Source organism: Alistipes sp. i18-0019-D1, from assembly GCF_042852885.1.
Taxonomy (GTDB): Bacteria; Bacteroidota; Bacteroidia; order Bacteroidales; family Rikenellaceae; genus Alistipes.
On record NZ_AP031424.1, the window covers coordinates 103,395 to 123,904 of the forward strand.

The 20,510-nt window shown below is 58.2% G+C and carries 18 protein-coding genes; 11 read left to right on the forward strand and 7 right to left on the reverse strand.

What is annotated here, in order from left to right; all coding sequences use genetic code 11:
- The first annotated feature begins 122 nt into the window (after positions 1-122).
- Positions 123-1,469 (forward strand): sodium:proton antiporter NhaD, encoded by a 1,347-nt coding sequence (gene nhaD / locus ACGHP5_RS00415; protein ID WP_290531558.1) that lies wholly within the window; start codon positions 123-125, stop codon positions 1,467-1,469.
- Between the two features lie 168 nt (positions 1,470-1,637).
- Here nhaD and ACGHP5_RS00420 read toward each other — a convergent pair whose 3' ends face one another.
- Together ACGHP5_RS00420 and ACGHP5_RS00425 are read right to left on the reverse strand one after the other, a co-directional pair.
- On the reverse strand, positions 1,638-2,147 hold the full coding sequence (locus ACGHP5_RS00420) for a hypothetical protein (RefSeq protein WP_390567812.1): 510 nt from the start codon (positions 2,145-2,147) through the stop codon (positions 1,638-1,640).
- A 318-nt stretch (positions 2,148-2,465) separates the two neighbouring features.
- Positions 2,466-2,840 carry a thioesterase family protein gene (locus ACGHP5_RS00425; RefSeq protein ID WP_290531560.1) on the reverse strand — a complete coding sequence of 125 codons (375 nt, stop codon included), beginning with the start codon at positions 2,838-2,840 and terminating at the stop codon, positions 2,466-2,468.
- Between the two features lie 133 nt (positions 2,841-2,973).
- Here ACGHP5_RS00425 and ACGHP5_RS00430 point away from each other — a divergent pair, with 133 nt between their 5' ends.
- The gene (locus ACGHP5_RS00430) at positions 2,974-3,549 is read left to right on the forward strand and encodes a DUF4294 domain-containing protein (protein WP_290531561.1); all 576 of its coding nucleotides are present in this window, start codon (positions 2,974-2,976) and stop codon (positions 3,547-3,549) included.
- A gap of 164 nt (positions 3,550-3,713) precedes the next feature.
- Here ACGHP5_RS00430 and ACGHP5_RS00435 read toward each other — a convergent pair whose 3' ends face one another.
- Positions 3,714-4,430 (reverse strand): hypothetical protein, encoded by a 717-nt coding sequence (locus ACGHP5_RS00435; protein WP_290531562.1) that lies wholly within the window; start codon positions 4,428-4,430, stop codon positions 3,714-3,716.
- 132 nt (positions 4,431-4,562) lie between these two features.
- Here ACGHP5_RS00435 and ffh point away from each other — a divergent pair, with 132 nt between their 5' ends.
- Positions 4,563-5,894 (forward strand): signal recognition particle protein, encoded by a 1,332-nt coding sequence (gene ffh, locus ACGHP5_RS00440; RefSeq protein ID WP_390567815.1) that lies wholly within the window; start codon positions 4,563-4,565, stop codon positions 5,892-5,894.
- Positions 5,895-5,966: 72 nt separating this feature from the next.
- On the opposite strand, the gene ACGHP5_RS00445 is transcribed toward ffh, so the two are convergent.
- Positions 5,967-6,167 carry a hypothetical protein gene (locus ACGHP5_RS00445; protein WP_290531564.1) on the reverse strand — a complete coding sequence of 67 codons (201 nt, stop codon included), beginning with the start codon at positions 6,165-6,167 and terminating at the stop codon, positions 5,967-5,969.
- A gap of 353 nt (positions 6,168-6,520) precedes the next feature.
- On the opposite strand from ACGHP5_RS00445, the gene era reads away from it, so the two are divergent.
- The 3 genes from era to ACGHP5_RS00460 are packed head-to-tail and all read left to right on the forward strand — an operon-like array spanning position 6,521 to position 10,840.
- Complete coding sequence (era, locus tag ACGHP5_RS00450) at positions 6,521-7,402, forward strand: GTPase Era (RefSeq protein WP_295905273.1); 882 nt, start codon at positions 6,521-6,523, stop codon at positions 7,400-7,402.
- Between the two features lie 43 nt (positions 7,403-7,445).
- Positions 7,446-9,434, forward strand: coding sequence for a tetratricopeptide repeat protein (locus ACGHP5_RS00455; RefSeq protein ID WP_290531566.1), 1,989 nt, complete (start codon positions 7,446-7,448; stop codon positions 9,432-9,434).
- A gap of 17 nt (positions 9,435-9,451) precedes the next feature.
- Positions 9,452-10,840 carry an MFS transporter gene (locus tag ACGHP5_RS00460; RefSeq protein WP_337771563.1) on the forward strand — a complete coding sequence of 463 codons (1,389 nt, stop codon included), beginning with the start codon at positions 9,452-9,454 and terminating at the stop codon, positions 10,838-10,840.
- A gap of 81 nt (positions 10,841-10,921) precedes the next feature.
- Here ACGHP5_RS00460 and ACGHP5_RS00465 read toward each other — a convergent pair whose 3' ends face one another.
- The 3 genes from ACGHP5_RS00465 to ACGHP5_RS00475 all read right to left on the reverse strand — a co-directional run bounded on the left by ACGHP5_RS00465 (position 10,922) and on the right by ACGHP5_RS00475 (position 13,654).
- Entirely contained in the window at positions 10,922-12,064 is a 1,143-nt protein-coding gene (locus ACGHP5_RS00465) for a glycosyltransferase (RefSeq protein WP_337771561.1), read from the reverse strand.
- 246 nt (positions 12,065-12,310) lie between these two features.
- Positions 12,311-12,853 (reverse strand): ferritin-like domain-containing protein, encoded by a 543-nt coding sequence (locus ACGHP5_RS00470; RefSeq protein WP_290531569.1) that lies wholly within the window; start codon positions 12,851-12,853, stop codon positions 12,311-12,313.
- Positions 12,854-12,925: 72 nt separating this feature from the next.
- A complete protein-coding gene (locus tag ACGHP5_RS00475; protein ID WP_337658270.1) occupies positions 12,926-13,654 on the reverse strand; it encodes an acyl-ACP thioesterase domain-containing protein in 729 nt (242 codons plus the stop codon).
- A gap of 86 nt (positions 13,655-13,740) precedes the next feature.
- On the opposite strand from ACGHP5_RS00475, the gene ACGHP5_RS00480 reads away from it, so the two are divergent.
- The 5 genes from ACGHP5_RS00480 (at position 13,741) to ACGHP5_RS00500 (ending at position 20,494) form a co-directional block, all read left to right on the forward strand.
- Entirely contained in the window at positions 13,741-14,352 is a 612-nt protein-coding gene (locus ACGHP5_RS00480; protein WP_290531571.1) for a hypothetical protein, read from the forward strand.
- 145 nt (positions 14,353-14,497) lie between these two features.
- Positions 14,498-15,211, forward strand: coding sequence for a DUF2975 domain-containing protein (locus ACGHP5_RS00485; protein WP_290531572.1), 714 nt, complete (start codon positions 14,498-14,500; stop codon positions 15,209-15,211).
- 51 nt (positions 15,212-15,262) lie between these two features.
- Entirely contained in the window at positions 15,263-15,484 is a 222-nt protein-coding gene (locus ACGHP5_RS00490) for a helix-turn-helix transcriptional regulator (RefSeq protein ID WP_290531573.1), read from the forward strand.
- A gap of 33 nt (positions 15,485-15,517) precedes the next feature.
- Complete coding sequence (locus ACGHP5_RS00495) at positions 15,518-18,316, forward strand: M16 family metallopeptidase (protein WP_390568387.1); 2,799 nt, start codon at positions 15,518-15,520, stop codon at positions 18,314-18,316.
- A gap of 120 nt (positions 18,317-18,436) precedes the next feature.
- On the forward strand, positions 18,437-20,494 hold the full coding sequence (locus ACGHP5_RS00500; RefSeq protein ID WP_390567820.1) for an LTA synthase family protein: 2,058 nt from the start codon (positions 18,437-18,439) through the stop codon (positions 20,492-20,494).
- The last annotated feature ends 16 nt before the right edge of the window (positions 20,495-20,510 follow it).

Consider the following 20,510-nt stretch of genomic DNA (forward strand, 5'->3'; position numbering starts at 1 on the left):
GTCGTGACGCCACTTATTATGAGCCGGGACGCCTTGCCCGACCGTATAGGCTGTTCAGTTTTGCGGCGTTCCGACTTTTTCGTATATTTGCTTCCGTTACCTTGTAAATAAATGCAAACGATATGATTCCGACAATGATTCTGCTCTTCGTGGTGGGCTACCTGTTCATCGCGCTGGAGCACAAAACCAAGATCGACAAATCGGCCGTCGCCCTGCTGATGGCCGGAGCGATCTGGACCGTGTTCAGCCTCATGGGCAACGACCCGCATATCCAGCACGAGCTGGTGGATCAGCTGGGCGACACGTGCGAAATCCTGGTCTTCCTGATCGGGGCCATGACCATCGTGGACCTGATCGACAGCTACGGCGGTTTCAACGTCATCACCGACCACATCACCACGCGCAACAAGCGCAAACTGATGTGGCTGCTGGCGATCATCACCTTCTTCATGTCGGCCGCGCTGGACAACATGACCACCACGATCATCATGGTCATGCTGCTGCGGCGGCTGATCGCCAACAAGAAGGAGCGCTGGATCTTCGCCAGCGTGATCGTCATCGCCGCCAACAGCGGCGGCGCCTGGTCGCCCATCGGCGACGTGACGACCATCATGCTGTGGATGCGCGGCAACGTCACGGCCGCCAACCTGATCGCCAACCTCTTCCTGCCGTGCCTCGTGTCGGTCGTGATCCCCACGGCCATCGCCAGCCGCTACGTCGCCGACCGTCCCGCCGCCGCGGTCAGCGCCAAAGCCCTGGCATCGGGATGCCCCGAGTGCATCGGCCCGCGCCTGCGGCTCTTCATCCTGATCGTGGGCGTCGTGAGCCTGCTGTTCGTGCCGGTGTTCAAGAGCCTCACCGGACTGCCGCCCTACATGGGCATGATGGTGTCGCTGGGATTCATGTGGATTCTGACCGAAATCATCTACGACCGCAAACGCAGCATCCGCAACATGGAGGAGTCGATCCAGCCGCGCGTGTCGAAGGTTCTGAAACACATCGACATGCCGACAATCCTCTTTTTCCTCGGCATCCTGATGGCCGTGGGCGCGCTACAGACCGGCGGCGTGCTGACCGACATGGCCGACTGGCTGGACAAGACCGTCCACGAGGCATTCACCATCGCGGGCGCCATCGGCATCCTCTCGTCGGTGGTGGACAACGTACCGCTGGTTGCGGCCTGCATGGGCATGTACCCGGTGGCGGACGCCGCGGCGGCGGCAGCGAGCGCCGACCCGGCTTTCGCACAGAGTTTCGTGGCGGACGGGCTGTTCTGGCATCTGCTGACCTACTGCGCCGGCGTGGGCGGCAGCCTGCTGATCATCGGCTCGGCGGCCGGCGTCGTGGCGATGGGACTCGAAAAGATCAACTTCGGCTGGTATCTCAAACGCATCTCGCTGCTGGCCCTGTCCGGCTACCTGGCGGGCATCGCGGTGATCTGGCTCGAACACATGCTGGTCGGCCTTTGATCGAAACGTTCCGGATGTGTTTCCGCACTCCAAATTGTACGGATCACCAATATCGATTTAGTAAGAGGCCCCTTACGGAATCAATGCCAGATATACCCCGGAAGATGTGGACCGCCATACCGGACTGCAATGATAAGAGAAAGCAGCTTTTTCATGATATAAGAATATCTAAATTATGATTTTGTTGACAGTAAGCGTTTTTTCGGGAAGTTTGTCGTATAGTCCCCAGAAATAAAAAATAGTCATAATCGCCGGAGTCCCACCCTTCAGTTGCTTATACACCAAATTCAATGTCATCTTATCGGATTCGGTATCGACGGCCTGCTTCTCGAAAGAGTATCCGGGATGCCCCATCCAATGCTGTCCGATAATAAGGGTGTATTTGTCAAAGTCGATTACCGGCAGCTCGACCGCAGGAGGTGCAACGGCCTCGAACTCTTCCATACTGTTGATCACAAAACATTCGATGTCACGATCATCGATTTCGCTGAAGTTGAATTCCGGTTCGGGATGCGAACTGGAACTCGGAGGCAGATACGTCTTGAAAAAAGCCGATACCTCCGCGGGGGCAGTGACGGGAGGAGTGCCGATATATTCGGGTTCTTCCGAGTCATTGCATGCAACAAACCCGCCCAGCATTAGCAGGGCTGTTGTTAAAATCAAAATGTGAGTTTTCATAGCTTGAAGTTTAAGGATGAAACATTGAAGATAGGTTAGCGGGAGTCTTACGAATAATTACAGTATGCAGTTGTAATGTATGTAAAGCAAAAATAACGAAAAAAATCGATCATGCCATTCAATCGCCGATAATTCAGCGAGATTAAGTCGTATAAACACAGAAATTTACAGGTATCGGCCGACTTGAACAGAATTGTTCACAAACAAAAAGGATCGAGCCCTGTTCAAACACAGAACCCAATCCTTTGATTCGGCATAAATAACTAAAAATCAAGCCGTCCGTTTTTTCGCGGACGCAACAGATCCGGAACTTTTTCGTTACTTCACCTTGGCCATGAATTTTTCGCGGTCGACGACATAGCGGATGTGGACGCCTTCGCCGATCATCCCCTCGGCGTCGCGGGCCCCGACATTGAAGGTCAGCTTACGCCCCTCGACTTCGGCAAGCACGGCCGTGGCCGTGATTTCAGCCCCCGGTCCCGACGGTTTGATGTGCGTGACGTTCATCTCGGCGCCGACGGTGGTCGAGCCTTCGGGCAGTTCCGGAGCCACGGCCGTCATGGCGGCATTCTCCATCAGCGCCACCATCGCGGGGGTGGCGAAAACCGCAAGGTCGCCCGAACCCATCGCGGCGGCCGTGTTGCCGGCGGCGACGGTTGCGGCGCTGCGGGCGGAAAGTCCTTTTTCAAGCATAATATTCGCTGTTCGTAATTCGTTTATTCGGTTGAATCGCTATCTTTGCCGGAGACACCCCGGCAAACCGGATGCAAAACCGCTCGGGATTTCGTCCGGATCTTGCCGCAAAGGTACAAAAAATTCGCCGCCGTTGAAAAAGTGGATACTCCTCGTCGCCCTGCTCGCCGCCGCGCTTTCCGAAGCGCAGGCGCAGGGAGGCCGTGGCTTCTGGCATCAGGAGTGGGCGGTCGAAAAGGGCGATTCGATTCCGCTGGTCCACGTCCTGCCGGTCTACGTCTTCAGCCGCCCGGTCGACCTGCGCCGCTACCGCCGGCTGGTGGAGGCCGTGAAGAAGGTCTACCCCATCGCGCAGATCGCCAAGGCCAAGATGGCGACGATGGAGGAGGAGTTGCGCCGCCTGCCGACCAAGAAGGCCCAGAAGGAGTACATCAAGCAGGTTTACCACGAGATCAAGGACGAATACACCCCCGTACTGAAACACATGACCCGCACGCAGGGCCGCGTGCTGCTGAAACTCATCGACCGTGAAACGGAATACACCGCCTACGAGGTGCTGAAAGAGTTCCGCGGCGGTTTCGTGGCGGGATTCTGGCAGGGCGTCTCGAAAATCTTCGGACAGAACCTCAAGTCGGAATACGACAAGGAGGGCGAGGACCGGATGATCGAGCAGATCGTCATTTATTACGAAGCCGGATTGCTCCGGTAGCTCAGTGCGAATAAATGACGATCTGTCCGGCCGGCAAGCGGCCTCATACAGACAATCCACCCAAACCCTCCTTTGAAAAGGAGGGCTTCATGCGGGATTCGAACGAGGCCGGACTGCTCCGGTAGCGGCGGCCCGGGTAACGGCCGGACCGGCGGCTCCCTCCCCTAAAAATTGAACGACAGGCCGACGCCCATCCCCAAGAAGGAACGCGAGGGGCGGAACTCCCCCGCCCGGAAATTGTCGGTCAGGTAGCAATGGTAGGTGAAATCCCCGAAGAGGTTGAACCGCCAGATCGGGATGATCAGCCGTGCACCCGCATCGAATGTGCAGGAAAACCGCTGCCGCACGGTATAGGGCGCCCAGGAAGGGTCGGTCGTCGAGTAACCCTCCGTCGTGAACGGCCCGCACATCAGCCCCGGAGTGAATCCCGCATGGACTTCGAACGCCGAGGGGAGGATCGAAAGCAGCAGGTTCAGGAAAAAGTTTCCGTCCGCAGACCGTTCGTCGGGATAGTATTGGTGGTTATAATAGTAACTGCGGTCTTCGAGCGCATACCCCGTCGCCCGAAGGCGCGGGGAACGCCACGTGAATTGCAGCGGCACGGAGAAATAGTCGCTGGCATCCTCGTCGACGAAGACGTTCAGCCCCGTGCGGAAGCCGATATTGTAGATGCTGTAGCGCGCGTAGTCGACCGAAAAGGCCTGCAATTCGGGACCCTGCCCGCGGCCCGCGTAGACCTGTGCCCCGTAGCGCAGGCCCAGTTCGTTGTCGAACGTCTTCGGGACGGGCGGCATTTCGTGCTCGCCGGGATAGACGAGGGTTTGCGCCGCGGCTGTCCCGGTCGCGGCAGCCAGCAGCAGGAAAAGAAGAAGTTTCTTCATCGCACATCGGTTAGGTCCGGCCCAAAGATACGAAAAAGCACGCAAGGTCGATCCGGCGGGCTAATTTTAATTCGCGGCGCTTCATTATTTCATTCTGTTTCCTTATCTTTGCAGACAAAATTTCACAGTCGTATGTTTGAAAATTTAACAGATAAACTCGAACGGTCGTTCAAAATCCTCAAAGGCGAGGGTCGTATCACCGAGATCAACGTCGCGGAGACGCTCAAGGAGATTCGCCGCGCGCTGATCGACGCCGACGTCAATTACAAGGTCGCCAAGACCTTTACCGACGAAGTGAAGCAGAAGGCCCTGGGGCAGGACGTGCTGAAAGCCGTCAAGCCGGGGCAGATGATGACCAAGATCGTCCGCGACGAGCTGGCCGAACTGATGGGCGGCACGGCCACGGACATCCGGCTGGAGGGCACACCGGCGGTGATCCTGATCGCGGGTTTGCAGGGTTCGGGTAAAACCACCTTCTCGGGCAAGCTGGCCGCGATGCTCAAGTCGAAGAAGGGCCGTCAGGTATTGCTGGTAGCCGGCGACGTATACCGTCCCGCGGCCATCGACCAGCTGAAGGTGCTCGGCGGGCAGATCGGCGTGGAGGTCTACACCGAGGAGGGCAACAGGAATCCCGTCGAGATCGCCGAAAACGGTATCAAATACGCCCGGCAGAGGAATTACAACGTGGTGATCGTCGATACGGCGGGACGTCTGGCCGTGGACGAGGCGATGATGCAGGAGATCACGGCCATCAAGGCCGCCGTGAAGCCTTCGGAAACACTGTTCGTCGTCGACGCCATGACGGGTCAGGACGCCGTGAACACCGCCCGGGAGTTCAACGAGCGGCTGGACTTCGACGGCGTGGTCCTCACGAAGCTGGACGGCGACACCCGCGGCGGTGCGGCCATTTCGATCCGTTCGGTAGTCAACAAGCCCCTCAAGTTCATTTCGAGCGGCGAGAAGATGGACGCCCTGCAGGTGTTCCACCCCGAGCGCATGGCCGACCGGATTCTGGGCATGGGCGACGTGGTGTCACTCGTGGAGCGTGCGCAGGAGCAGTTCGACGAGGAGGAGGCCCGGAAACTGAAAAAGAAGCTGGTGAAGAACCAGTTCAACTTCAACGACTTCATCTCGCAGATCCAGCAGATCAAGAAGATGGGCAACCTCAAGGACCTCGCGTCGATGCTCCCGGGCATGGGCAAGATGCTCAAGAACGTGGACATTCCGGACGACGTTTTCAAGCAGACCGAGGCGATCATCTCGTCGATGACCCCGGCGGAGCGCGAGCATCCCGAGATCATCAATGCCCGCCGCCGCGAACGCATCGCCAAGGGTTCGGGCACGACGATGGCCGACGTCAACCGCCTGATGAAACAGTTCGACGACACGCGCAAGATGATGAAGGCCGTGGCCGGCGGCGGCATGAAGATGCCCAAAATGCCGGGCGGCATGATGAGGAGGTAAATCCGAATTACATCGAATCCAAAATCGGGAGTACCAAAATGTACTCCTTTTTTTATGTCTTCTTTAAACCGTTCAGCTCTTTCTATTTTTTTCTTTATCCGGAATAACGGCCAATAGGATGGCAGATATCACTCCGACAACAGGAACGACAGATACAATGCCATCTATGCGCCCGAATAAAGTATAAGATATTGTATTGGTAGCATTTACAATCAATGCAATAGAAGCAATGACAGTAATAACGAGAATAGCAGCAATAAATATTTCTTTCATTTTCATTTTTTATTTGAACCTATTCTTCATATAAGACCATAAAAAACGCGGACAAACTTCGTTCATCCACATTCAAGGCCTTGGACTGCCTGCACAGAAAGATGAAAGAAATGCCCGCGCCGTAAAGCAGCACGAGCATCAACTTTAATTCCTCTCTGTGATTCAAAAGTGTCCAAGTTCTGAATGTAAGAAGAAAAGCCGATGCGCTTTTATATGTCGTTGCCGCCGTAGCGGCATTAAAAATCAAAAGTTTCTATTGTTCCATAGGCAGCTCGATTTTGGTATATTGTTGAGCAAATATAGGATAAATTCGATAAAAAACCTATCTTTGTTGCTCAAAACAGCATATTCCAATGCATAAATCGGGCTTCGTAAATATCATCGGCAACCCCAATGTGGGCAAATCGACGCTGATGAACGCCTTGGTCGGCGAAAAACTCTCGATCATCACCTCGAAAGCGCAGACCACGCGCCACCGCATCATGGGCATCGTCTCGGGCGAGGATTTCCAGATCGTCTACTCCGACACGCCGGGCATCCTGAAGCCCTCGTACAAATTGCAGGAGTCGATGATGAAATTCGTGACGGGCGCCGTCTCGGACGCCGACGTGATCCTCTACGTGACGGACACCGTCGAGCACGGCGAGCGTTCGGCCGAAATCGTCGACAGCATCCGCCGGAGCGGCATCCCGACCGTCGTGGTCATCAACAAGATCGACCTCTCGACGCCCGAGGCGCTCGAAGCGCTGGTCGACAAATGGCAGGCCGAAATCCCCGGGGCGCAGGTCGTCCCCACGTCGGCCAAGGAGACGTTCAACATCGAAGGGCTGTTCCGGACCATCCTCTCGCTGCTGCCCGAAGGCCCGGCGTTCTACCCCAAGGACACGCTCACGGACAAGACGCTGCGCTTCTTCGCCTCGGAGATCATCCGCGAGAAAATCCTCAAATTCTACGACAAGGAGATCCCCTACTGCTGCGAGATCGAGATCGAAAGTTACAAGGAGGAGCCGACGATCGACCGCATCGCGGCGACGATCTATGTGGCCCGCGACTCGCAGAAGGGCATCCTGATTGGCCACAAGGGCGAGAAACTGAAAAAGGTCGGGCAGACGGCGCGCGAAGATATGGAACAGTTTCTCGGAAAGAAGGTTTTCCTCCAGCTGTTCGTCAAGGTCAGCGACGACTGGCGCAACAATGAGCGGCAATTACGCCGGTTCGGATACGAACAGGAATAATAAATCGCACGGAAAGCCCGTTTAAAGAGCAAAATCAGTCAGCATGCGGAAACTTATCGCCGGAATCATATTGGGACTCGCCCTGCTGTGCGGCACGAAAGCCCACGCACAATACAACCGGGAATATTTTTTCTGGGTCGGCCGTTCGTGCATGATGAACAACGACTACCAGGAGGCCATCCGCACGCTGAACACCCTGCTGCGCTTCGACGAGGACGCCTTCGAAGGCTACTTCCTGCGCGGCATCGCCAAGTACAACCTCGACGACCTGCTGGGCGCCGAGGACGACTTTTCGACGGCCATCCGCCTCAATCCCGTCTACACGCAGGCCTACACCTACCGCGCCATCACGCGCTCGCGCCTGGGCAACTACGACGACGCTTTGCAGGATTTCCGCGAAGCCATCGAGTTGCGTCCCGACCTACCGGGACCCTATTACAGCCGCGGCGTGACGCGCCTGCTGAACCAGCAGTTCAAGGAGGCCATCGACGATTTCGACAAGTTCATCCGCCAGGAGAACAAGGTCGCCGACGCCTTCATCTGCCGGGGATTGAGCTACCTCCACCTGAAAGACACCACGCGCGCCTACGAGAATTTCAACACCGCGATACGCACCAACCGCGAGAATCCCAACGGCTACAACCGCCGCGGCGGACTGCACCTCCAGCAGGAACAGTACAAGGAGGCGGAAGCGGACTTCAACAAGGCCATCGAGTGCGATTCGGCCTACCTGCTCTCCTATTTCAACCGCGCGCTGGTCTACAACGCCACCAACCGCCCGATGCAGGCGCTGGCCGATTTCGACAAGGTGATCCAGCTCGATTCGACCAACTCGCTGACCTATTTCAACCGCGCGATGCTGCGCACGCAGATCGGCGACTACAACCGCGCGCTGGAGGATTACGACAAAGTGGCGCTCTACTCGCCCAACAACGTGCTGGTCTACTACAACCGCGCGGGCGTCTACGCCCAGCTGGGCGAGATCGAGCGCGCCGTGGAGGACTACTCGTCGGCCATCAAACTCTACCCCGACTTCGCCAACGCCTACATCTACCGCGGCCGGCTGCGCGAACTGCTCCGCGACCCGCAGGGCGCCAAAGAGGACCGCTCGATCGCCCAGCGGAAAATCGCGGAATACCGCTCGCGCCTGAACGACAGCACCTACTCGATCTACGCCGACACCACGCAGCGCTTCGACCGCCTGCTGTCGTTCGACAGCAAGTTCGCCGGAGGCAGCTTCGACCGCATCACGGGCCACAACGGCGGCCACGAGGAGATGCGCCTGCTGCCGCTGTTCAAGTTCACGCTGATGCGGGCCGACTCGGTTCCCGCCGCCAAACCCTACCACCTGCAGCGCATCGACGACTTCAAGAAACGCATCGACAACGAATACCTCACCCTCTCGTGCCGCGAGAGCAACATCGCGCCCGATACGCTGGTGATGCTCGACAAGCACTACGTGCAGGAACTCAAGACGAACGATCCCTCGTGGACCGTGCTCTTCGAACGCGCCGTCACGCAGTCGCTCATCAAGCAGTACACCAATTCGGTGAGCACCTATTCGTCGGCCATCGAGCTTAACCCGTCGAACCCGTTCCTCTACCTCAACCGCTCGACGACGCGCGCCGAGATGATCGACTTCATCTCGTCGATCGACAACTCCTACCAGCGGATCACGATCGACTCGGACCCCGCCAACCGGCTGAACAACAATTCGAAACGCACGTACAGCTACGACGAGGCGGTGGCCGACCTGAACAAGGCCGTGAAGCTCTTCCCCGACTTCGCCTACGCCTACTACAACCGCGCCAACCTGCTGGCCCTCTCGGGCAGTCTGCCCGAGGCGTTCGAGGACTACACCAAAGCCATCTCCCTCAACCCCGCATTCGCCGAGGCCTACTACAACCGCGGCATCATCCAGCTGTTCATGAAGGACACCCGCAAGGGCTGCCTCGACCTTTCGAAAGCCGGCGAACTGGGAATCACCGAAGCCTACGAGGTGCTGAAACGCTACGCATCACTGGATAACTAACTCAACACAAAACAAATATGGCAGAAACTATCCAACGTAAACTCAACGACTCGCCCGCAGTCCGATGGACGGCGTTGTTGCTCATCGCGTCCACGATGTTTTTCGGTTACATGTTCGTCGACCTGATGTCGCCGCTGCAGAGCATGATCGAGGCACAGCGCGGATGGACCCCCGACGTATTCGGCATGTACGGCAGTTCGGAGTTCATACTCAATGTCTTCGGATTTCTGATCCTCGCAGGCATCATCCTCGACAAGATGGGCGTGCGCTTCACGGGCCAACTGTCGGCATCGCTGATGTTCATCGGCGCCTGTCTGAAATATTACGCCGTGAGCGACTCGTTCGCAGGTTCGGGCATCGAAATGTGGCTCGACTCGTGGTGGACCTCGTTCCCCGCCTCGGCCAAACTGGCGTCGCTGGGCTTCATGATCTTCGGCTGCGGCATGGAGATGGCCGGCATCACTGTCTCGAAAGCCATCGCCAAGTGGTTCGAAGGCAAGGAGATGGCGCTGGCCATGGGGCTTGAAATGGCCATTGCCCGCGTCGGCGTTTTCGCCATCTTCTCCATTTCGCCGTGGCTCGCCGGCATGGCTCCCGCAACGGTCGTACGACCGGTAGCGTTCTGCACGGTGCTGTTGCTGATCGGCCTGCTGACGTTCGTGATTTTCTCCTTCATGGACCGCAAGCTGGACAAACAGCTGGGTCTCGACAGCCGCGGCGGAGGCGGCAGCGAGGAGGAATTCAAGGTCAGCGACCTGAAATTCATCTTGAGCAGCAAGGTGTTCTGGATCATCGCGTTCCTCTGCGTGCTCTACTATTCGGCCATCTTCCCCTTCCAGCGCTTCGCCACGAATATGCTCGAAAGCAACCTCGGCGTATCGGCCCAGACCGCAGCCGACATTTTCCGCTGGTTCCCGATGGGCGCGGCGGCCATCACCCCCTTCCTGGGCCGATACCTCGACCACAAGGGGAAAGGCGCCACGATGCTTATTTTAGGCGCCGTACTGATGATCGTATGCCACCTGACCTTCGCCTTCGTGCTCCCGGAATTCCCGAGCAAGCCCGTCGCCTACGGCTCGATCGTCCTGCTCGGCATTTCGTTCTCGCTGGTTCCGGCGGCGCTCTGGCCCTCGGTTCCCAAGATCGTGGAGACGCGCTATCTGGGTTCCGCCTATTCGCTGATTTTCTGGATCCAGAACATCGGACTGTGCCTTTTCCCGATGCTCTTCGGCTTCGCACTCAAATATTTCAACGCCGGACGGGCCGAGGGAATGCCCTACGATTACACCCGTCCGATGCTGATTTTCGTCGCGTGCGGCGTGCTGGCGATGCTATTGGGACTGTGGCTCAAGGCGGAAGACCGCAAAAAGAAATACGGGCTGGAACTGCCCAATATCAAGAAGTAGCCCAAGCTACACCCGAATAAATGAAGAAAGGCCCGACCGTGCGTTGCACGGCCGGGCCTTGTTTTTCAGGCTTCCGCCACCCTATTTCGGAGCCACCAAACCGTAGAGTTCCGTGACGCGGCTGCACATCTCCTCCCACGAGAAACGCCGACGCTCCTCGACGCAGTTCTCCCGGAAACGTTTCAGCGCGTCGCCTTCGTACATGCGGTCCATCGCCGCGGCAACCCCTTCGGCCGTCGGAGGACAGACGTAGCCCACGCGCCCGTCGGGCACGATCTCGGGCAGTCCGCCGACCGCCGTCACGACCATCGGCACGCAGAACTGATAGGCGATCTGCGTCACGCCGCTCTGCGTGGCGGTCTTGTAGGGCTGGACGACGAAATCCGCCGCCGAGAAGTAATATTTCACGTCGTTGTCGGGGATGAACCGGTCGTGCAACAGCACCTCGTCCTGCAATCCGTTGTCGGCGATCCGGTTCAGATACGGCTCCCTGGCCGTATAGAACTCTCCCGCCACGATCAGCCGGCGGCCTTCGGTGCGGCCCGCACGCCGGAGCTGCGCCCAGGCGTCGAGCAGCAGGTCAAGCCCCTTGTAGTCGCGGATCAGCCCGAAGAAAAGCACGTAGCGGTTCGCAGGGTCCAGCCCCAGACGCACGCACGCCTCGGAGCGTTCGACCCGCTCGCCGAAGTTCTCGAACAGCGGGTGCGGCGAAAACAGGGCCGGAGCGTCGCTGTACGCGCGAAGTTCGCTGTGCACCTGCTCGGACATGTAGACGAAGCCGTCCACCGAACGCAGGTAGTAGCGGTTGAAGGGTTTGTCGGTCAGGTGGTGTTCATGCGGCTCGACGTTGTCGATCTGACACAGCACCTTCGTATGGCCGTTGCCGCGGGCGATGCGGGCGATGGTCCCGAAGCAGGGAGCCATGAAAGGCGTCCAGTACTTCATCAGCACGAAATCGGGACGCTCGCGGCGGATGCGGCGGCCGACGCGCACCCAGTTCAGCGGGTTCATCGTATTGACGCAGCGGCAGATGCGGAGGTCCGCAGGCGGAGGCGTCGCAACCGTCTGGCTCTCGCCGGGGAACAGCAGCGAGGGATATTGCAGCGTGAAGGTCTTGATGTCGACCTCGTTGCCCCGCCGCTGGAACGTGCGGGCCATGATCTCCATGATCGACGCCAAGCCCCCGCGGTAGGGATGGGCAGGTCCTAAAATCGTTATTTTCATCGTATCAGAACATTCCGGCAGTTTCACACCGTCCATTCGGTCCGGCAACCCGGCGTCCGCGGCCCGAGGCCGCATCTGCGAGTCCGCCCCGAATCCCTCCCCCGGGAGGGACTCATACGCCTCCGGCCGGCCGGGATTTCGCAGGTTCCCGCGAATGATTCAGGCACAAATATAACCGAAAAAAACGGGACCCCGGCAAAAGGATTCCGTTTTTTATGTCAGAACGGCTTTCCGCCGCAAAAGCCGCTATTCGCCGCCGCCGGAATGTTTGAAACTTTTCGACGTATGCTTGCTGCCGGCGGCCGATTGCAGCGCGAGGTACTCCTCACCGTAGTCGATCACGTTCTGCAACTCGGTGCGGAAGGTGTCGAGGTGCTCCTCCTCCTCGACGATGATGTCCTGGAACATCTTGTGCGTCACGGCGTCCTTGTTCTCCGAAGCGATGCGCGATGCTTCGTTGTAGCTGTCGATCGTGCTCTGCTCCAGCTGCATGGCCATGCGCAGCATCTCCTTCACATCGGTGACCTGCCGGGTGCGGAACGAGGCGTTCATGTCCACGTCGCCCTGCAGGAACATGATGCGGTCGGAAAACTCCTCGATGTGACGCATCTCGGCGATCGAAATCTCGCGCATGATCTTCGAGAGGTACTGGTAGCGGTCGTCCTCGAAATGGGTGTGGAAGTACATGTATTGCAGCGAGGTGGCGATCTCCTTGCCCACGGCATCGTTCAGCAGGTCGATGCTTACCTGATACTTGTTTTTCGCTTGTGTTTTGGTTGCGCTTTCCATAATGAAAAAGGTTTTGCAGCCGTAACTGCAAAACCCGTTCCACAAGCGCCCTGCGAAGCGTTCCCCGCAGGCCTATTTCCATTCGATAGAGGCACGCACGGCCGCCGCAGCGCCGTCGCCCGAGATTTCGAACAGCGCCGAACGCTCGCGCTGCTCGCACCCCACCGTCAGCGTCTGCCCGAAGCGGCACTCTTTCAGAAAGTGGATGTCCAGCCGCACGGGGGCCTCCTGCGTCAGCATCCCGACGGGCAGCATGTCGAGCATCATTTCGATATAGCGCATCGTGTTGACGTGGCGGTTGAAGTCGATGTCACTGTAAACCACCCGGTGTTCGGTTGTCGCGGTAGGATTCACCGCGCGGATCTTGCGCGGCTTGTCCGTCGGGGGTGCGGCGTCGACGATGGCGTCGGCATGCGCGTCGCCCACCCACGAAAGGTCGATCGCCGAACGGCTCTGCAGGTCGATCATCGCCCACTGCGTCACGGCGCGGCCGAACTCGCGGCCCGCGGCATCGGTCAGCGTGAAGTTTCGCGTCGAGAGCACCCGGCCGTAATCGCTGATCCACGTGGCCACGGTATAGTCGGTGTACTGCGTGGGCTGCCAATCCAACTCGACGGCCATGCGGGAGAGCACCCACGAATGGTTGTCGGCATTCAGCGCATCGACACCGAAACCCTTCCCGTGGGCGTCGATGCCTGCGGTATTGAGTATCGAGCCGCCCAGCGAAGGAATCGTCGCCCGCAGCGTGAAATCCACGTCCTGCGGTTCAACCCGGTAATTATAGCGTGATTTTTCGGCCATTGCATTGAATTTTACGGTTATGCTGGCAAAGATACGATTTTTTTCGTATATTTGTTTTCGACGTTAACCCTTAAAACCTGTTAGTTATGGAAATGAAAAAACTCGATTTCGGAGAAACTCTCAAAGACTCCATCGCCATCGGCGTAAAGAACGCGCCTTCGGTCATCGCCGCAGTGGCGTTATGGCTCATTACGATCTGGATACCTTATCTCAATGTGGGGACCACGATCGCCATCGCCTTGCTGCCCACGCAGTTGGCCAAGGGTGAGATTATCAATCCCCTGGGCATTTTCGACAGCAAATACCGCCGTTACATGGGCGAGTTCTTCATCACGATGGGCCTGATGGTTTTCCCGATTTTCATCGGCGTGCTCTTCATGATCGTCCCGGGCATCGTGCTCTCGATTGCATGGACGCTGTCCTACTATTTCCTCATCGAAAAGGGCAAAAATCCGATACAGGCCATCAAGGCTTCGAACGACGCCACCTACGGCAGCAAATGGACCATGTTCTTCGTATCGCTGGTCGTCGGCGTGCTGTTCGGCATCGTATTCGGCATTTTCCAGGCCATCTGCAACGCCATCGGCGTCGGCTTCATCACCTTCGTCATCATGTTCATCCTTTATGTGCTGGCCATTTCGATTTCGATGGCCATCAACGCCTCTTTCTGGAAACAGTTGAAAGACAACGTGGAATAAACCTTTCGGTCACCATGCAAGGACGATACCGGGTATCGTCCTTTTTTTATCCCCGGAGAAAAAATTTTATCGAAAAACGATAAATATTGTTTGTTTTTCGAAAATTAATCCTATCTTTGCAACTGTAAAACCAAAAAAGTCACACATGCAGAACAAAAAATCGCTCCTGCAACGCCTGCTGGTCATCTACATTACGTTTTTCATCGTACTCGTGGCAAGCATCGCCCACGGAATCCTGCCCAATTTCTCGCGGGGCGCAGCGGAAGGCGTGGAACTCGGTAACGACATCGCCGAAAAATGGAAATCCGGCGTGCCGCGCATGATCTACATGCTGGGCGACATACGGGTGACGGGACAGCCCGAAGCGGCCGTCGAAATCGCCGCGGCTCCGGGCGTTGAAATCAAAGCCAACGTCCGCAAACTCGGCCTCGTCGTCGAGCAGGACGCCCCGGGCACATCGCCGCTGGGACTGGCATTCCGTTCGATAGGCGGCAGCGCATGGCTCTATGCGCTGGTCATGCTCTGCCCGCTCCTCTACCTGGCCATCATCGTACTGATGTTCGTGATCATCCACTCGCTGCGCCGCTCGATCCGCGAAGAGCGCACGCTCGACAAACGCAACGTCTGGTATCTGCGCGCAATCGGCATGCTGACGATCGTCACCGAACTGATCAGCAACACCGTGAACTGGGTGATGAACAGCCGCGCCGCCGAACTGCTCGCCGGAAGCGGATACACCGTCGACGCGAGTTTCCACATCTCCTACGCAATGATCATCATGGGCATCCTGATCCTTTTCGCCGCCGAGGTCTTCGCCATCGGCCAGAATTTGAGCGAGGAGCAGAAACTGACCATCTAAAACAGGCGATATGAGAGAAATGCAAACGATAAAAGGGGGGGGGACGAATTTATGGCGATAATCATAAACATAGACGTAATGATGGCCAAACGCAAAATGTCGCTCGGCGAGCTGGCCGAACGGGTCGACATCACGCCCGCCAACCTCTCGATCCTCAAGAACGGGAAGGCCAAGGCCATCCGGTTTTCCACGCTCGAAGCGATCTGCCGCGAGCTGGACTGCCAGCCGGGGGATGTCATCGAATACCGCCCCGAAGAGACACAGAAACAATAAACTTTATACCAAAAGCCAATGAAAAAATTATTGATGCTGGCCGTCGCGGCATTCGCCGCCGGCAGTGCCGTGGCACAGATGAACCAGCCGATCCCCGTCGATCCGGAGGTCCGCACCGGGAAACTGGAAAACGGAATGACCTACTACATCCGCCACAACGAAAAGCCGAAAGGCCAGGCCGATTTCTACATCCTCCACGATGTGGGAGCCATCCAGGAGAACGATTCGCAGCAGGGCCTCGCCCACTTCCTGGAGCACATGGCCTTCAACGGAACCAAGAACCTCCCGGGCAAACAACTCACGGAGTATCTGGAAACCGTAGGTGTGAAATTCGGCGCCAACCTCAACGCCGGCACGAGCTGGGACTACACGTGCTACAACATGAAGGACGTGCCGACCTCGCGCGAGGGAATCATCGACTCGGCGCTGCTGATCCTGCACGACTGGTCGCACTTCATCGCCCTGGAGCCGGAGGAAATCGACTCGGAGCGCGGCGTGATCATGGAGGAGCTGCGCACGCGCGACGGCGCGTCGTGGCGTTCGACGATGAAGCTGTTGCAGGCGCTGGGCAAAGGCACGAAGTACGAGCACCGCAACCTGATCGGCTACCTCGACGGACTGAAGAACTTCCGGCACAAGGAACTGGAGGATTTCTACAACCAATGGTATCGTCCGGATTACCAGGCCGTGATCGTCGTGGGTGACATCGACGTAGACGCCGTGGAGTCCAAGATCAAGACGCTGATGGCCGACATCCCGGCTCCTGCCGCCGGCGCATCGCAGAAGGAGACCATCGTGGTTCCCGACAACGAGGAACCGATCGTCAGCATCTACACCGATCCCGAAATGCAGGGCACGAAGGTACAGCTCTTCATCAAGCGCCCGGCGCTTCCCGAACAGCTCGCCAACACGGTGCTGGCCGAAGCCAACAACGTGATCGAAGCCTACATGACCACGATGGAGAACGCCCGCCTGCAGGAGATCGCCATGCAGCCCGACGCACCGTTCCTCGGCGCCGGCATGGGCACGGGCGACGTGATCGGCATCATCCCGACGCTCGACGCCACGGTATTCGTCGCCATGACCGAGGACGGCAAGCTGGCCCGCGGCTTCGAGACTCTCTATACCGAAATGGAGAAGGTGCGCCGCTACGGATTCACGCAGGGCGAGTTCGAACGCGCCCAGGAAAACCTGATGCGTCAGGCCGAACGCTCGTACGCCAACCGCAACGACCGCCGCAACAACGAATTCGTGCAGACCTATCTGAACAACTACCAGAAAAACCAGCCGATGCCCGACGCCGAGACCGAATGGCAGCTCGACAGCATGCTGATCAAGATGCTCAGCGTGGATGCCGTCAACGCCTTCGCGAAGCAGACCATCCTTCCGACGAATCAGGTGATCGTGATCAACGCTCCCGAGAAGGAGGGTGTCGCGACGCCCACCGCCGAGGAGATTCTCGCCATCCGCGACAAGGTGGCCGCATCGGAGGTCACGGCCTATGAGGACAACGTGGTCAAGGAACCGCTGATCGCAGAAGGGACCGTGCTCAAAGGCTCGCCCGTGAAGAAGACGGCCGAGGACAAAGTGCTCGGAACGACGGAGTGGACGCTGGCCAACGGCGCGAAGGTCGTCGTGAAACCCACGACCTTCAAGGCCGACGAAGTGCGCCTGGGCGTAGTGGGCAAGGGCGGTCTGTCGCTGCTCTCCGACGAGGAGTTCTACATGGGCGAAATGATGCCCGCCGTGAACTCGATGTCGGGCGTCGGCAAATTCTCGGCCACGGAACTCAAGAAACAGCTTTCGGGCAAAACGGCTTCGGTGCAGCCCTCGGTGGAGAACTACACCAGCGCCATGGGCGGCGTCTGCTCGCCCAAGGACATCGAGACGATGCTCCAGCTGCTCTACCTCAATTTCACGCAGCCGCGTTTCAACAAGGACGACGTGGACAACCTCACGAAAATGCTCCTCGCACAGCTCGCCAACGCCAAATCGAGCCCCGACTTCCTGATGCAGGAGAAGGTGATCGATGCCGTCTACGGCCACAATCCCCGCCGTCAGATGATTTCGACGGAAATCGTCGACAGATTCAGCTTCGAGCAGCTGCCCGGCATCTACGCGAAACTCTACCCCGGCGCCAACGGCTTCGTCTTCACGTTCGTGGGCAACATCGACCCCGAAACGCTGAAACCCCTCGTGGAGAAGTATATCGGCTCGATCCCCGCCACCCGGAAACCGATCGATTACGTCGACGACAAGGCCTATCCGGTGAAGGGAGAGGTTACGGAGGAGTTCACAGCCCCGATGCAGCAGCCGAAAGTCTCGGTCAACTACTACTTCTCGGGAGAGATGCCCTACACGCTCAAAAACAAAATGGCCCTGACGTTCCTGACGCAGGCGCTCAATTCGCGCTACCTCATTTCGATCCGCGAGGAGAAGGGCGGAACCTACGGCGTGCGCGTCCAGGGTTCGACGAAGTACATCCCCCGCGAAACCTACGACATGACCATTTCGTTCGACACCAACGAGGAGATGGCCGACGAACTGCGCGAGATCGTGATGAAGGAGATCGAGGAGATCGCCGCGAACGGTCCCAAGAGCGAGGACATCGAGAAAAACCGCGAATTCATGCTCAAGAGCTGGAAAAACAGCCTCGAACAGAACGGCGCATGGATGAACTACATCCAGATCAAATACGGCTCGGGCCTGGACTACGTCGCCGACCACGAACAGGCGATCCGCGACCTGACCAACGCCGACGTGCAGGCGCTCGCCAAGAAGATCCTGGCGGACGGCAACCTCGTGAAGGTCGTCATGCGCCCGTCGAAGTAAGCGACAAAACAAACAATTTTTCAAACTGATCGAACAAGGCAGCCACCCAGTTGGCTGCCTTTTCTTTCCCCGAACGGGCTGAAAATGGTTAACTTTGCACCGTTAATTACCAAACCCATCATGCAAAAAAGTATTCGGCTGGTCACCGGCCTCTACCTCAAACTGTCCCTGCTGACCGTCGCCGTCGGCCTCGTGCTGCGCGTCGTGCTGCTTTTCAACGAGCAGACCACCTCTCTCGCCTTCTCATTCGGCGAATGGTGCGAAGTCTTCCTGCTGGGCGCCGTGAACGATTTCTGCGCCGCGACGGCAGGATTCTTTTTCCTCTGGCTCTTCATGTTGAGCGTTTCGCGCACCAAGTACAAAAAACCGTGGGGCTACATCCTCCTCGCCCTGCTCGTGGCGGCATTCTGCTACGTGGCGTTCTTCAACACGATCTTCGACGAATACGGAAGCGTCGCCCCGCGAATCGCACTCTATGTACTGGGCTACTGGGCCGGGAGTTTCGCCCTGCGGCTCTTCCTGCCCGGGTTCCGCAGCCACTGGACCACGGTGTGGTTCGCCCTCTTCATCGTCGTCTACGTCGGCGCCATCATCTTCAACGGCATCAGCGAATATTTCTTCTGGAACGAATTCGGCGTCCGCTACAACTTCATCGCCGTCGACTACCTGGTCTACACCAACGAGGTGGTGGGCAACATCATGGAGTCCTACCCCGTCGTGCCGATGACGCTGGGCATCGTCGTCGTGACGCTGCTCGTGACGTGGTACCTCTTCCGCCGCGAACTCGTGCAGACCGAATGCCTGAAAGGCTGGAGGTGGAAAGCCGTAATCGCCCCGGCCTACATTGCGGCGCTGTTCGCCGCGATCGGGCTGCTGAACTTCAACACCCGTTTCCAGGACAGCGACAACGTCTACGTCAACGAATTGCAGGCCAACGGACTCTACAAGTTCTACGACGCCTTCGTCAAGAACACGCTCGACTACGAACAGTTCTACCTCACGCGTCCCGAAGCCGAGGCCGAAGCCTTCGTGCACGGGGTCTACCGAAGCACGGGCGACAACCTGCATGCCGTGCGCGCCGAAGGGGAGGAGATCCGCCGCAACATCGTGCTGATCACCATGGAGAGCATGAGCGCCTCGTACATGGAGCGGTTCGGCAACACGGAACGGATCACGCCCGTACTCGACTCGCTCTACAAACTGGGACTGGCGTTCGACCGCGTCTACGCCACGGGCAACCGCACGGTGCGCGGTCTGGAGGCCGTGACGCTTTCGCTGCCGCCCTGCCCGGGCCAAAGCATCATCAAGCGTCCGAACAACGCCGGAATGCACTCCACGGGCGCCCTGCTGCGCGACAAGGGGTACAACGTGACCTATTTCTACGGCGGCAACAGCTATTTCGACAACATGGAGACCTTCTTCTCGGGTAACGGATACGAAATCGTCGACCAGAAATGCTACAGGCCCGAAGAGATCACCTTCGCCAACATCTGGGGCGTCTGCGACGAAGACGCCTACCGGAAGGTCATCCGCACGCTCAACGAAGAGACCCGCAGCGGCAAGCCGTTCTTCGCCCACGTGATGACCGTCAGCAACCACCGTCCCTTCACCTACCCCGCCGGACGAATCCGCATCCCCAACGACTCGAAGAGCCGCGCAGGAGGCGTGCTTTACAGCGACTATTCGCTGGGGCAGTTCTTCGCCGAAGCGGCCCGGCAGCCGTGGTTCGAAAACACGATCTTCCTCGTCACGGCCGACCACTGCGCTTCGAGCGCCGGCCGCACCGAGATTCCGTTGCAGAAATACCACATTCCGGCGCTGATCCTCGCCCCCGGGCTTATCGAACCCGGAGTGGTCGACGGCATCGTCTCGCAGATCGACCTGATGCCTACCCTGCTGTCACTGCTCAACATGAACTACGACTCGCATTTCTACGGCCGCAGCATCTTCGACCCGGCATACACCAACCGCGCGTTCATCGCCACCTATCAGGACCTCGGCTACCTCGAAGGCGACACCTTCACGATCCTGTCGCCCGTACGCCGCTTCGAGCAGTACCGCGTGGTTCCCACCGAGGAGAATCCCCACCATCTCGAAGCGATGGAGCGCAAGGACTCCGCGCAGGTCGACCGCGCGATCGACTACTACCAGACCTCCTGCAAATGGAACAAGCGGTAGCGCTCCGCCGCGGCAC